We start from the raw sequence: 13,625 nt of genomic DNA on the forward strand, positions 1-13,625 counted from the left end.
GGCTTGATCTCATCACGGCGACGCGTTGCTCGCGCCGGCTACCAGCTCGGCGAAGTGCTCGCGGATGCGGTCCAGGATGCGCTCGGCCGCCTGGCCGTCGCCGTAGGGATTGACCGCCTCGGCCATCGCGTCATAGCTCGCGCGATCCGTCAGCAGTTCGCTTGCCGCTTCGACGATCCGCGCCCGGGTGGCGCAGATGGCGATGCTTCTGGTGTTGTCGCCGATCTTTGAAGTCGACCTCTGCGATGAGCAGTACGGCTTTACGTGCTCGATGTGCCTGAACAACGTTTTTGATGTCGTCCGCCATCGCCGCCAACAGCACGGCGTAGACACGCACCAGCGTACGGCCGCCCGCTGCGGCCGCTTCGATGTTCTTTTGAACCTGCCTGCTCATGATCGCCCCCGGCACAGTTGGGACAACGCTTCACGACCACGTGTTTCGGCCTCGATTAGATCCGCTGGGCGGCGGAACGTCATTAGCTCGGCCGACCAGGGGCGCTCATTGCCGCCCCCGGACTCCCGGCTACCCCCAGAAGGGCTGGGCCACGGGCGAGGTGATAACTGCGTACAAAATGTCTCATGTCCGATTGACTTTCAGTCGATCGAGTACATAATGTACTCATGAGGCGGATCATTACGCAGAAACGCTTGCGGCGGTACGCCAAAGCCTACCCGCAGGCGCGCGCATCGCTGGAGCATTGGGAACGCGTCGTGCTGGCGGCGGAATGGCACAACCCGGCCGACGTGAAAGCAACCTTTAACGACGTGGACCCCGTGACCGTCGGCAGCGGCAACACCGTGCACGTGTTCAACATCCAGCGCAACGAGCACCGGCTTGTCGCGGCGATCCACTTCAACACCGGCCAGGTCTACGTGCTCCGGCTGATGACGCACAAGGAATACGACCGCAGCCCATGGAAGGATGAGTTATGAGAACCGCAACACCCACCCATCGTGATCCATTGCCGAAAACGTTCGAGCGGTTGAACGCGATACATCAGTTGCGTCCGATCAAGGATGATGCCGACTACGACAACGCTGTCGAACTGGTCGACCGCCTGGCGGTATTGGCCAAGCCCACGCCCGACCAAGCCGACTACCTCGCCACGCTTACCGAACTGATCGCCAGGTACGACCATGACCACTATGCGGCCGACGTGCCGGCGGCATCGCCGATCGAAGCGCTCAAGTACCTGATGGAACAGAACGACATGAGCGCGTCGGCCATGGGCGAGTTGCTGGGCAACCGTTCGCTGGGCTCGAAGCTGTTACGCGGCGAACGGCAGTTGAGCAAAACCCACATTCGCATTCTGGCGGAACGCTTCAAGGTGAATCCGGCGCTGTTCCTATAAGACGACACATGAGCGTCGCGGTGATGAATGGAGATTTTCGGCATGAACGCAGATGGAGCAGACAGCCGAGGCCGATTAACAAGAGCACAAACGGTGGCTGATCGTGAACGGTGTGAACGGCGGCCTAAAAGAAACTATGAGAAAAAATGCAGCCAGCCTATCGCCTGTGGGCACGGTCCAGGATCATACACGGCAGGTGGCTGATCACGGTGGTCAGCCCGGCGATGGATCCTGACGAAGGAGGCTGACCATGCGGATTCTGGCACTGGATCTGGGCAAGACCAAGAGCGTGGCGTGCGTTTACGAGGGAACCGGCGACGAAGCCGTCTATCGGTCAGTGCGAACCGGTCCGGCCTCGCTGCACGAACTGGTGGTCGAGCTTGAGCCGGACCGAGTCGTGTTTGAGATCTGCCCGGTGGCGGGCTGGCTGGCGGACCTGGTGGGGGCGCTGGCCATCGAGTTGCCGGTGGTGAACGTGGCCCACGATGCCTGGCGATGGCGCAACGTCCGGGCCAAGAGCGATCGGCTCGATGCCCTGAAGCTGGGCAGCTCTCGGCGATGGCCCGTCGGTTGCTGGTGGTCTGCTGGGCGATGCTGCGCGACGGCAGCGACTGGCGAGATCCCCTCGCCGTGGAAGCAACGGCCTGATGTGATGCGGTGGCAAGGAATCAGGGGAGTGAACTCGAGATACTGACGAGGCATGTTCGACGTGATCGCCATCGACGACAGCCCGGCCCGACTTTGCGTTTGAAGCGCGCCTATGAGAATGGGCGTCGTCGTTTTGTTGCATGAGCCCGCGGATGACAGGCCCACCGGCTCCGTGGCAGCTCGGATAGAAGAGTGAACCGATCTCGCTGGACGGCTGATTGGATCTTGGGCTTGACAGGCTGGCTCATAGAAAAGCCGGGCCTCCCGGCGGTGGTGCTGATGTGGGATCATCGTCCCAGGTGTAACGGGCTGATCACGTGGATCGCCCAAGGACGTGAACTTGCACATGAGACCCGACATGAGCACGATTCTCGCGATTGACCTGGGCAAATTCAAGAGCGTGGCCTGCGTATATCAGTTCGGCACCGGCGACGCCACGTTCCAGACGCTGCCCACGACGCCCACGGCATTGCACGACCTGATCGTCAATGTTCAACCAACACGCGTGGTGATCGAAGTCGGCTCCGCGGCGGGCTGGATCAAGGACCTGTGTGAAGTGTTGAACGTGCCGATCGAGGTGGCCAATCCCAATCACGACGCGTGGCGATGGAAGCACATCAAGCGTAAGACCGACAAGGACGATGCCTTGAAGCTGGCACAACTCTCGGCCATGGGGCAACTGCCCACCGTGACGTTGCCGAGCACGAAAGTGCGACAGTGGCGCAGCTTGATTACCTACCGCCACACGCTGGTCAGCCGACGCACGGCAATCAAGAACAGCATCCGCTCAATTCTGGATTCTCAGGGCCTGACGCACGCCAGCGGCAAGTCGGGTTGGACGGCGTCTTCGATCGCATCCCTGGGCACACTGGCACAGCCGTTGACCGAGGTATCCCCGGACGCGTTGTGGCGTGGACAATTGCATGTGGAACTGGACGCGTTGGCGCAGGTACAGCAGTTGATCGATCAGGTCGAAGCCAAGCTTGAGGCAATGGCCCAAGCCGATGCGCAGGTGGGTTTGCTGCGGACGGTTCCCGGTGTCGGCCCGCGTCTGGCTGAGACGGTGGTGGCAATGATCGACGATCCGAAACGGTTTGGCAACGCCAAGCAGGTGGGGGCGTATGGCAGCGTGGCCGATCCGCAGCAGCCGCTGCGTCGGCGACTGCGTGAGCTGGCGACGACGCGTGTGGCATATGGCGATCGTCGGCTGCACATTCTGCCTCGGCGGGAAGGTTGGCAGGTGAACGCCAAGCGGGTCTATCGACTGTACATGGAGGAGGGACTGGTGATGCGTCAGAAGGTGCCACGTCGTCGCGTGGCGTGTCAGAAGCGCGAGGTTCGGCCGACAGCGTCGCGGAAGAACGAGCGATGGTCGATGGACTTCGTGTCGGATCAGCTGTTCGACGATCGGCGGTTTCGGGTGCTGACGCTGGTCGACAACCACACGCGGGAATGCCTGGCATTGCATGCAGCACCGCGGATCCGGGGCATTGATGTGGCGCAGGTGGTCGAGCGGGTTGCGGCGGCGCATGGGACGCCCGAGGCGATTCAGGTCGACAATGGGCCGGAATTTATCTCGCGTGATCTGGACCTGTGGGCGTACTGCAGCCAGGTGAAGCTGGACTTCAGTCGGCCTGGCAAGCCGACGGACAACGCGACGATCGAGTCGTTCAACGCCCGCTTCCGCCAGGAATGCCTGAACAGCCACTGGTTCTTGAGCTTGGCCGATGCACGGGAGAAGATCGAAGCGTGGCGGGAGGATTACGCCCAGCAGCGGCCGCACAGTAGCCTGGGCAACATGGCCCCGGCGGTGTTCGCCGCTCGGCATGGGCCTACGGCTCCGGCTGCGCCTACGCCTTCGGCCCATGCCGAGGTACCATGACCAAGGAGCGTCAAAGCTCGCATCTGGGGTGGACCAAGGACGGGGGCAGGACCAAGCAACCGTTCGACTAACATAGAGGTGGTACAAACCATGGGGGCAGGTCAGTACGACTGCATCTCAAACGCCTGCACGAACAGGGACTGGCAAGCAGCACTGCACAATCCCGGCCAATGGGACGTCCGGCGCAGATGTGGGAGTTGACCGACCAGGCCGACAGGCTGTTCCCCTCCGGCTATGCGGAATTGACGCTCGACCTGGTGCAGTCGATGCAGCATGCGTTCGGGGCGCGGGGGATGCACAAAATTCTTGCGGTGCGGAAGCAGCAGCAGAAACAGGCCTACCTGGAGCGCATGAAAACGCGAAAGTCGCTAGCCGGCCGACTCAGTGTGCTGGCAGACATCCGCACACGTGAAGGCTACATGGCCGAGGTGCTGCGAAATGAAGACGGCTCATATGACTTGATTGAAAAGCACTGCCCTATCTGCGTGGTGGCGAAAAACTGCACCGATTTGTGCTGGAACGAGTGGGAGTTGTTCGAGGAAGTGCTCGGCGACAATGTCAAGATCGCCCGCACCGAGCATCTCGTTCAAGGCGCCCGCCGATGAGTGTACCGGGTCACGACGAACGCCGGCGTAAAACAGTGAAGAACAGCATCGGGCCTGCCCCGCTGAAAGCCAAAGGCGCTTATCTGCCTTGGAGCTGCTCGAATTATGCGGGACGACCTGCTCGCGATAGACTAATCCTGCAGCCACCGGCCAGCGTCGCCGCGAGCCATACGGAACCCCCGGGTGCCGCGACCTTGTCGCTGCGGCAGCCCTTTCATCGCATCATGATCAAACGTCGGAGGGATCAATTATGGATCCGGCAACCGTGATTCTCCTGCTCGTGCTTCTGGGTCTGATCGTGATCGTCGGCCTTTGGGTCGCGATGGCGTACAACCGCCTGGTGCGCAAGCGCGTGCAGGCTGAAAACGCATGGTCTCAGATCGACGTGCAACTCAAACGCCGACACGACCTGATCCCTAACCTCGTCGAAACGGTCAAGGGCTATGCCAGCCACGAGCGCGAAACGCTTGAGTCGGTCATCCGTGCCCGGCAGCAGGCGGTCGACGCATCGGGCATCCAGGACCAGGCCCAGGCGGAAAACCTGCTCACCGGTGCGCTGCGGCAACTGTTCGCCCTCTCCGAAAGCTACCCCGACCTCAAGGCCAACCAGAACTTCATGAAGCTTCAGGAAGAGCTCACCGGCACGGAGAACCGCATCGGCTTCGCGCGACAACACTTCAACAACACCGTCGGTCAGTACAACACGGCCGTCCAGCAGTTCCCCACCAATGTGATTGCGGGCACGTTCGGTTTCCAGCAGCGCGACTTCTTCGAGATCGAAGACCCGGGCCACCGCGAAGCGCCCGAAGTGAAATTCTGAACGTGTGGGTTACACCAGGTGGAAAGCGCAGAGGCGATCAGCCATGAGCAAAGGGCAAGCGACGATTCACGCCTATCCACCGGGCACGACGTTTCACGATCTGATTCGCCGAAACAAGCGCAACAGCGTCTTCCTGGTGCTGCTGATGATGGTGCTGGCGGCGGCGCTGTTCATGGCTGTGGCGGCGGCGTTGATGGCGTTCACCGCGGAAGCGATCGGGTGGGAGGGGTTGGCATTGGCCGGCGGTCTGGCTGTGGTGGTGGTGACGGTGGCGAGCTTATGGAGTTACTACCGCGGCGGGCGGGCAATGCTGCGTGCCAGCGGGGCCAGCAAGGTCGAGCGTGATCAGGACCTGGAGTTGTTCAACGTCGTCGAGGAACTGACCCTCGCCGCCGGCCTGCCGATGCCGGAGGTGTATCTGATCCCGAGCAAGGCGCTCAACGCCTTCGCCACCGGCCGAGACCCCGAGCACGCGGCGGTGGCGATCACCACCGGCCTGCGGGCGAAGCTCACCCGGGATGAAATGCAGGCGGTGATGGCTCATGAGCTGGCGCACGTCCGCCACTACGACATTCGGCTGACGATGATGGTCGCCACACTTGCCGGGCTGATCGTGATGACCGCCGCGACACTGCAACGGTCGGTCTTCTACGGCAGCATGGGCCGACGACGTCACGGACGGATGGGCCGGCATCGCGGCGGGATCCAACTCGGCGGTGGCGGCGGCGGCCGAAGCGGCAAGGGCGGCGGCGGGTTGGTGATCGTGCTCGCGGTGGTGGCGGTGGTGCTGATGATCATCGCGCCGATCCTGGCGCGGATGATCCAGATGGCGGTCAGCCGACAGCGCGAATACCTCGCCGACGCCGGTGCCGTGGAACTGACCCGACACCCGCAGGCCCTCGCCAGCGCGTTGAGCAAGCTCGTCGCCGACCACACGCCGCTGAAGCAGGCCAACGACGCGACGGCCCATGCGTACATCGTGAACCCGATCCTCAATGCACGCCACAAGGAAAACTGGGCGTCCATGATGAGCACGCATCCCCCGGTGAAAGATCGCATCGACCGTATCCTGGCGCTGGCGCAATAAGCATTTGATGATGTTCGACGGCGTGATGGACAAGCTTATGCAGCGCGACAGCCTGCTAGTTTTTTGGCAAATGAATGCTTATGGTTCTTCACGTGCCAAACGTTGGCGGCCTGCTTGTCGGCAAACGTCTTGATCATGCCCCATACAACGCACCGCGTTAGTAACGCCAAGCGTTGTGGCCAAACTAGCTGCTACGGACATTCATTCGGTGTCGTGATGCCGGCGGCGAGCCAAATGAAGCTGGCGAAGTTGGCGACTTTCTTTTCGTAGCGGGTGGCGATGCGCCGACACTGCTTGATCCGCCGAAAGAATCGCTCGATGACGTTGCGGTGTTTGTAGCGTTGACGGTCATAGCGCTTCCTGCGCTTGCGGGTAGGGTTGGGCTTGATGCACGCCCGGGCTTTCATCTGGCGAATCAACCGGCGGATCGCGTTGCTGTCATACGCCGCGTCGGCCAGGACGTGGTGAACATGCAGGCCTTCGAGCAGCGCCGGGGCCTGCGGGGCGTCGCCGCGTTGGCCGGGCGTGAGGATCAGACGCAGCAATTGGCCGCGATCGTTGACCGCCGCATGCGGCTTGCTGGTCAGCCCGCCGCGTGTCGGCGTCGTGTTTTTTTCACCTCGTCGCCGGCGTCCTGTGGACGCGGTCGGATGCGCTTTGACGCTGGTGGCATCCAGTTGCACCTCGTCGTGCTCACCCGCCAGGTCCGCCTCGCCGAGCGCCCGGCCGACCCGTTCCCACACGCCGGCCGCACACCAGCGGTCGTATCGCTTCCAGATGGTGTTGGGCCTGCCGAACCGCTCGGGCAGGTCGCCCAAGGGATACCGGTCTTGAGCACGTAGAGCACCGCGTTGACGAACAAGCGGTTGTCGCTCGCCGTGCGGCCGGGATCGCCGACCTTGCCCGGCAACAGGTGCTGAATGCGGTCCCATTGCTCATCCGTGAGTTCGTGGCGTCGTCGCATGATGGCCCTCCATGGCCAAATCAAACCATAGGCGGACCTGCGGGGAATGTCCGTAGCAGCTAGTCGATCTGCCGCCGTACCATTACGGGGTTGTGTTCACGAAGCGTTGAGCGCTCACGATCGCTGATGGGGCCGCTCATCCTGGCTCGCGCTCTGATGCATTTCCGCGGGGCACCGAAATCCGATGAAGCGGCAGACTGCTACAATTTACATCATCGCTTCCACTGGGTCGTCGTTACTGTTGGGAGTCGGAGTACATTGGCTAAAATCCATCTGGGATGCGGTGCATGATGAGCAATACACCTGTCACGACAGCGGATCGGAATCTGCCTCTGATCGTCATTGGTGCGGGGGGGCATGCGCGTGTTTTGCTGGATCTGTTGCGAAGTCTTGGCCGACAGGTGTTTTTCATCACGGACCATGATTCTGCTCAGCACGGCAGGACGATTGAAGGCGTGCTCGTACGGGGAGGTGACGACGCGGTATTCGAGCACGCGCCCAATTCTGTGCGTCTGGTGAATGGCATCGGCTCGGTGTGTTTGCCCCAAATTCGTCGCCGTGTGTTCGAGCGATTTACGAAGGAGGGTTATCAGTTCGCAACACTGATTCACCCCTCGGCGACCGTGTCGCAATCGGTCCGGCTGGAACAGGGGGTGCAGATCATGGCGAACGCGACGATCCAGCCCGGCGTCAGGCTCGGCCGAAACACGTTGATCAACACCACGGCGTCGATCGACCACGACTGCATCGTGGAGGATCATGTTCACATTGCACCGGGCGTGACCCTCAGTGGCAATGTGACGGTGGGCGATACCAGCCACCTGGGAACCGGTGCGACGGTGATTCAGGGGGTTCAACTGGGCGATCACGTGCTGGTCGGGGCGGGCGCGGTCGTGGTGAGGGCGGTCGCTGCTCGCACGAGGGTGATCGGTGTGCCGGCCCGGCAGGTGGGCGATGCCGACCGCGCCGATATGGCAAACGAGCCGACGGTTGGCGGGGCGAGCCCACGGTTCAACGTCATGCTTTCGGCGGCCGGCCGACGCGTTGCGTTGCTCAAGTTGCTACAGCAATCGCTGAGTGAATTGAGGCAGGACAGCTACGTGGTGGCGACAGATATCTCACGTTGCAGCTCGGCCTTTCAGTTGGCCGAGGTCGGTTGTCTGGTTCCCAGTTACTCCAGCGCCGATTGTCTTGAGCAGATGCTCGAAATCTGTCGGACCCACGCGGTTCGCCTCATTGTGCCCACCATCGATCCGGACCTGAGTTTCTTCAGTCAACACCAGCGGAGGTTCGAGCAGATCGGCGCGCAGATCATGATTGGATCGGTCGAGACGATCCGCATCTGCAACGATAAGCAGATGACGCACGACTGGCTGGTCGCGCATGACTTTCCGACCATGCGGCAAACCAGCGCGACGGCGCTTCTCGACGATGCGAGCGACTGGCGTTTTCCGCTGTTTGCCAAACCGCGACGTGGCTCATCCTCGACGGGCGCCACGGTGGTGCGAGACATCAATGAACTGCGCATCGTGACCGCGGCAGGCGACTACATCGTCCAGGAACTTGCCGCCGGGCAGGAATATACCGTTGATGTGTATGTTGACCGGCAGGGCCGATGTCGATGCGCCGTGCCGCGACAACGACTGGAAACTCGAGGCGGTGAGGTGAGCAAGGGGGTCACTGTTCGTTGTGAGCCGGTGCAGGAACTTGCTTGTCACATTGCCGAGGCGCTTCCGGGCGCGTGGGGGGTAATGAACGTGCAGGTGTTTTTTGATGCGCGGACGCAGGCAATGCAGGTCTGCGAAATCAACGCGCGCTTCGGCGGCGGCTACCCGCTGACTCATCAGGCCGGTGCTCCAATGACGCGATGGATGATCCGCGAGGCACAGGGGCTGTCGATCGATGCTGCGAAAAACGAGTGGGCCGAGGGTCTGGTCATGCTTCGCTATGACGAAGCGGTGTTTGTTTCCCGCGATCAGGCTGGGTTGTCGGTGAACAACGTACCTGCCGCCGCGAAGTCGTTACCGTCCGAGGCCTGAAGGGGCATATCGTTATTGGAAACACCATGAGCCGGGCACTGATCCTGTTCGACATTGACGGCACGCTGATGCTCACCGGCGGTGCGGGAAGCCGATGCCTCCGCCGGGCGGGCCGGGCCATCCTCGGCGAAGCCTTTCAATGGTGCCCGGTGCAATCCGGGCTGCTCGACCCGCAGATTTTCGCCCAACTGGCTCAACATAATGGTGTTGATCAACCGGACTTACTGCACGACATGTTCCGCAAATGTTACCTGCGCGAACTGGAGCAGGAACTGGCGCACATCGGCGATGACGTCGTGGTGCTGCCGGGCGTACGAGCGTTGCTCGATGCGTTGCTGACCCGTGCACACGAGTATGGCGATGTGACGCTCGGCTTGCTTAGTGGCAACTACCGCCGTGCCGCCGAGCTCAAGCTTGCCGCTGCCCACCTTGACTGGGCTACCTTCACCATCACCGCACTGGCGGAAGATGGGCAAAGCCGTGACGACCTCCCCTTGGCGGCCATGCGACAGTACCAGGGACTGAAAGGCACGCCCGTGCGGGCGCGGCACGTCGTGATCATCGGCGACACTCCGCGCGACGTGGCGTGCGCCAAGGCGCATGCGTGCCAAATCATCGCCGTGGCCACCGGGTTTTACAGCATGGAGCAACTACGAGCCGCCGGTGCCCGGCACGTGCTGCCGAACCTGGCGCATCCCGATGCCTTCCATTATGTGATGCGTTGTGCAGGGCTGATGGCGGATCAGCCTGTGGACGACGGCGATCAATCGTCGACCAGCACGTAGAGATCGCCTCCGGCCCCCCCCACGGCCGATCGTCCTTTTATCGTGGTGCGGGCGGATGTAACCGGTTCATTGGCTCACAGCGTAACACACTGCCTCGGGGGCCTTTTCAATAAACGAGTTCCGCGGCTATAATCACGTTCCATTGCCCCAGATACGTTCAACCCATTTTTACTGGCCAGGCACGTTTCATGACCACACCCGCCAGCAGCAGCCTCGACCTCGGCACCGTGCTTCACGCCGTTGGGCAGGTCCTGCAAAACGTCGACCCTCCCGTACCGCTGCACACGCCCACTTTCGCTGGCAACGAGTGGGGCTATGTCAAAGAATGCATTGACACCGGCTGGGTCTCTTCCGCAGGCGCGTATGTGACGCGATTCGAAGAGGCGATTCAGGCCTACACCGGGGCAAAGCATGCTGTGGCTGTGGTCAACGGCACTGCCGCGCTGCACATCACTCTCCGCCTCGCCGGCGTCCAGGCCGACGACGAAGTGCTCGCCCCCTCGCTCACCTTTGTTGCCACCGCCAATGCCATTAACTACTGCCAGGCCACCCCGCACTTCGTCGAGGTGAACGAAGTGACGCTCGGTGTCTGCCCGCAACGGCTCGCTGACTACCTTGGCGCCAATGCCGAGCGCCGCGCGGGGACGCTCCACAACCGCCACACTGGCAAACGCATCGCAGCCCTCGTCTGTATGCACGCTTTCGGCCATCCCTGCGACATGGCCAGCCTGCTCGAGGTCTGCCAACGCTACAACCTCCCCCTCGTCGAAGACGCCGCCGAGTCGCTCGGCTCGTTCTACAACAACCAGCACACCGGCACACTCGGCAGGCTCGGCATCCTCAGCTTTAATGGCAACAAGATCATCAGCACCGGCGGCGGCGGGGCCATCCTCACCAACGATGATGAACTCGCCGCCACGGCCCGACACATCACCACCACGGCCAAGCTCCCCCACGCCTGGGCCTACGTCCACGATCAGGTCGGCTACAACTACCGCCTGCCGAACCTCAACGCCGCACTCGGCGTCGCGCAGATGGAACAGTTGCCCAACCTCGTCGAGCAGAAGCGCCGGATCGCTCAGCGATACCTCGACGCGTTCGCCGACGTCGAGGGCGCGACCATCCTCGCCGAGCCGACCAATGCCCGCAGCAACTACTGGCTCAACGCCCTCGTACTCGATGCGAAATGCGCCGCCGCCCACGCCGACCTGCTCCAGGCCATGCACGATCGTCAGTGGCTCGTTCGGCCGATCTGGATGCCCATGCACCGGCTTGGCATGTACCAGCACTGCCCACGCGCTCAGCTCAGCGTCACCGAATCGCTCGCCGCACGCGTGGTCAATCTGCCCAGTAGTGCTCATCTGGCACAGCAGATTGGTGGCGCGTAATTCATGAACCAGGACCGTATTGCGTGTTTTTAATCAGGTCGGGCCACTATCGCGCCGATGAATAATCGGGTACTCTCGCAGGCTTGATCCCGTGCCCCCGGAACCCCGGCCTCTGGAGCTTCACGCCCCCATGACTGAAGACGTCATCCTCAAACTCATCGGCCGAACCGAGCCGCTGTTCAGCGAAGACCTCGCCCGTGTCGGTGACGAACTCGCCCAACGCATCCGTGACTCACGACTGCTGGTCATCGGCGGTGCAGGCTCCATCGGCGGGGCTGTCGTCAAAGAGCTGTTCCAACGCTCGCCCAAGGCCCTGCATGTTATTGACATCAACGAAAACAACCTCACCGAGATCGTCCGCGATGTCCGCAGTTCCTATGGCTACATTGAAGGCGACTTTCGCACCTTCTGCCTCGACTGCCACACCGACCTCTTCGATGCCTTCATCAAAGCCCAGGACCGCTACGATATCGTCCTGAACTTCTCCGCCCTCAAGCACGTGCGCAGCGAGAAAGATCCTTTTACCCTCATGCGCATGATCGACGTCAACATCTTTGGCACCCAGCGCACCATCGATGCCGCCGCCGCCAGCGGCTGCCCTCGCTACTTCTGCGTCTCCACCGACAAGGCCTCCAACCCCGTCAATATGATGGGGGCCTCCAAGCGCATCATGGAAATGTTCCTCACACGCGCCAGTAAGCAGATCGAAGTCTCCAGTGCCCGCTTCGCCAACGTCGCCTTCTCCGACGGTAGCCTCCCGTTCGGCTGGCTTCGTCGGCTGGAAAAACGTCAGCCGCTCGCCGCGCCAAATGATGTGCGCCGTTACTTCGTTACTGACCGTGAAGGTGCGATGCTTTGCCTGCTGTCCACCTTCTTCGGCCACAACCGCGACCTGTTCTTCCCAAAGCTCAGCGAGAAACTCCACCTGATCACCTTCGCCGACATGGCCCGCCGCTTCCTCGCCGACCTTGGCTACGAGCCGGTTGAATGCGAGACGGAAGACGACGCGCGCGCGAAGGTAGCCGAGCTTGCGCCGCAGAAGAAATGGCCCTGCTATTTCTTCACCAGCGACACCACTGGCGAGAAAGATTTCGAAGAATTCTACACCGACGAAGAGCAGGTCGACTGGGACCGCTTCATCGACGCAGGCGTCGTGCAGAACGAGGTAAACTGGGACGAAACGAAGCTCACCCGCTTCGTCGAACAGATCCGCGCCATGCGACAGGCCGGCCAGTGGACCAAGCCGCAGTTGGTGGAATTGTTCAACGACACGCTCAACACCTTCGCTCACGCGGAGAAGCACCGATACCTCGACGAGCGGATGTAACCATGAAGCGATTGTTCGACGTTTTTGCCTCGGGCTTCGCCCTGCTGCTGGTCGGGCCGATGTTCCTGCTCGTGATGCTCATCCTTCGCCTCACCGGCGAAGGCAAGGTTTGGTATCGCCAGCCGCGTGTGGGCTACAAGGGCCGCGAGTTCCAAGTGCTCAAGTTTGTGACCATGCTTGAAAAAAGCGAATCAATGGGCACACAGGACATTACGCTTCGCAACGATCCGCGCGTGCTGCCCGTCGGCCGTGTGCTGCGCAAGGCTAAAATCAACGAGCTGCCGCAGATCATCAACATCCTTAAGGGCGATATGAGCGTCGTCGGCTGGCGGCCGCTGATGCCCAAGAGCTTCGCAATGTACCCCGAGCATGTGCAGGCGCAGATCATCAATGTTCCCCCAGGCCTCACGGGTATCGGCTCGATCATCTTCCGCGACGAAGAGGCCATCGTCGAAGCCTCCGATCTTGAACCCCGCGAGGTCTATGAGCAAATCATCGCCCCCTATAAGGGCGAACTCGAGCTGTGGTATCAGAAGCATCAGAGCTTCTGGCTGGACATGAAAATCATCTTCGCCACCGCATGGATGGTGCTTCGCCCCACCAGCACCGCGTACCTGCGCTGGTTCTCCAACCTCCCCCCGCGGCCGGAAGCCCTTGAGCCCAAGGCGACCCGAGGTCGCCACGAGCCCGCCGCCTCCGCCTGAGCATAGCGATTCAACGCATCAACC

At 61.7% G+C, this 13,625-nt stretch carries 15 protein-coding genes and 2 pseudogenes; 13 read left to right on the forward strand and 4 right to left on the reverse strand.

Annotation, left to right across the window (positions count from 1 at the left end):
* Positions 1–12 precede the first annotated feature (12 nt).
* Both ACERK3_11340 and ACERK3_11345 read right to left on the reverse strand, forming a co-directional pair.
* Positions 13–225: a UDP-N-acetylglucosamine 2-epimerase gene (locus ACERK3_11340; protein ID MFA9478886.1), complete on the reverse strand. Its 213-nt coding sequence runs from the start codon at positions 223–225 to the stop codon at positions 13–15.
* Positions 131–394, reverse strand: coding sequence for a hypothetical protein (locus tag ACERK3_11345; GenBank protein ID MFA9478887.1), 264 nt, complete (start codon positions 392–394; stop codon positions 131–133). Before ACERK3_11345 ends, ACERK3_11340 begins: the two co-directional genes overlap by 95 nt.
* Before the next feature lie 227 nt (positions 395–621).
* Here ACERK3_11345 and ACERK3_11350 point away from each other — a divergent pair, with 227 nt between their 5' ends.
* The 8 genes and pseudogenes from ACERK3_11350 to ACERK3_11385 all read left to right on the forward strand — a co-directional run bounded on the left by ACERK3_11350 (position 622) and on the right by ACERK3_11385 (position 6,394).
* Entirely contained in the window at positions 622–933 is a 312-nt protein-coding gene (locus ACERK3_11350) for a type II toxin-antitoxin system HigB family toxin (GenBank protein MFA9478888.1), read from the forward strand.
* Complete coding sequence (locus ACERK3_11355; GenBank protein MFA9478889.1) at positions 930–1,352, forward strand: type II toxin-antitoxin system HigA family antitoxin; 423 nt, start codon at positions 930–932, stop codon at positions 1,350–1,352. Before ACERK3_11350 ends, ACERK3_11355 begins: the two co-directional genes overlap by 4 nt.
* 250 nt (positions 1,353–1,602) lie before the next feature.
* On the forward strand, positions 1,603–2,046 hold the full coding sequence (locus ACERK3_11360; GenBank protein ID MFA9478890.1) for a hypothetical protein: 444 nt from the start codon (positions 1,603–1,605) through the stop codon (positions 2,044–2,046).
* A gap of 312 nt (positions 2,047–2,358) precedes the next feature.
* Positions 2,359–2,790, forward strand: a pseudogene (locus ACERK3_11365) (transposase).
* Between the two features lie 201 nt (positions 2,791–2,991).
* Positions 2,992–3,882, forward strand: a complete 891-nt coding sequence (locus ACERK3_11370; GenBank protein MFA9478891.1) for an IS3 family transposase — start codon at positions 2,992–2,994, stop codon at positions 3,880–3,882.
* 170 nt (positions 3,883–4,052) lie between these two features.
* Positions 4,053–4,487: a helix-turn-helix transcriptional regulator gene (locus ACERK3_11375; protein MFA9478892.1), complete on the forward strand. Its 435-nt coding sequence runs from the start codon at positions 4,053–4,055 to the stop codon at positions 4,485–4,487.
* Positions 4,488–4,737: 250 nt separating this feature from the next.
* Positions 4,738–5,307, forward strand: a complete 570-nt coding sequence (locus tag ACERK3_11380; protein MFA9478893.1) for a LemA family protein — start codon at positions 4,738–4,740, stop codon at positions 5,305–5,307.
* 43 nt (positions 5,308–5,350) lie between these two features.
* On the forward strand, positions 5,351–6,394 hold the full coding sequence (locus ACERK3_11385; protein MFA9478894.1) for a M48 family metallopeptidase: 1,044 nt from the start codon (positions 5,351–5,353) through the stop codon (positions 6,392–6,394).
* Positions 6,395–6,585: 191 nt separating this feature from the next.
* On the opposite strand, the gene ACERK3_11390 is transcribed toward ACERK3_11385, so the two are convergent.
* Positions 6,586–7,212, reverse strand: a complete 627-nt coding sequence (locus tag ACERK3_11390) for an IS5 family transposase (GenBank protein ID MFA9478895.1) — start codon at positions 7,210–7,212, stop codon at positions 6,586–6,588.
* A 26-nt stretch (positions 7,213–7,238) separates the two neighbouring features.
* Positions 7,239–7,358: pseudogene (locus ACERK3_11395) on the reverse strand (IS5/IS1182 family transposase).
* Between the two features lie 287 nt (positions 7,359–7,645).
* Here ACERK3_11395 and ACERK3_11400 point away from each other — a divergent pair.
* The 5 genes from ACERK3_11400 to ACERK3_11420 all read left to right on the forward strand — a co-directional run bounded on the left by ACERK3_11400 (position 7,646) and on the right by ACERK3_11420 (position 13,601).
* Positions 7,646–9,397 carry a NeuD/PglB/VioB family sugar acetyltransferase gene (locus ACERK3_11400; protein MFA9478896.1) on the forward strand — a complete coding sequence of 584 codons (1,752 nt, stop codon included), beginning with the start codon at positions 7,646–7,648 and terminating at the stop codon, positions 9,395–9,397.
* 26 nt (positions 9,398–9,423) lie between these two features.
* A complete protein-coding gene (locus ACERK3_11405; protein ID MFA9478897.1) occupies positions 9,424–10,182 on the forward strand; it encodes an HAD family hydrolase in 759 nt (252 codons plus the stop codon).
* 188 nt (positions 10,183–10,370) lie between these two features.
* Positions 10,371–11,570 (forward strand): LegC family aminotransferase, encoded by a 1,200-nt coding sequence (locus ACERK3_11410; protein ID MFA9478898.1) that lies wholly within the window; start codon positions 10,371–10,373, stop codon positions 11,568–11,570.
* Positions 11,571–11,700: 130 nt separating this feature from the next.
* Positions 11,701–12,897 (forward strand): UDP-N-acetylglucosamine 4,6-dehydratase, encoded by a 1,197-nt coding sequence (locus tag ACERK3_11415; GenBank protein MFA9478899.1) that lies wholly within the window; start codon positions 11,701–11,703, stop codon positions 12,895–12,897.
* Between the two features lie 2 nt (positions 12,898–12,899).
* Positions 12,900–13,601, forward strand: coding sequence for a sugar transferase (locus ACERK3_11420; GenBank protein MFA9478900.1), 702 nt, complete (start codon positions 12,900–12,902; stop codon positions 13,599–13,601).
* The last annotated feature ends 24 nt before the right edge of the window (positions 13,602–13,625 follow it).

It is taken from the genome of Phycisphaerales bacterium AB-hyl4 (genome assembly GCA_041821185.1).
Classification (GTDB): domain Bacteria; phylum Planctomycetota; class Phycisphaerae; order Phycisphaerales; family Phycisphaeraceae; genus Natronomicrosphaera; species Natronomicrosphaera hydrolytica.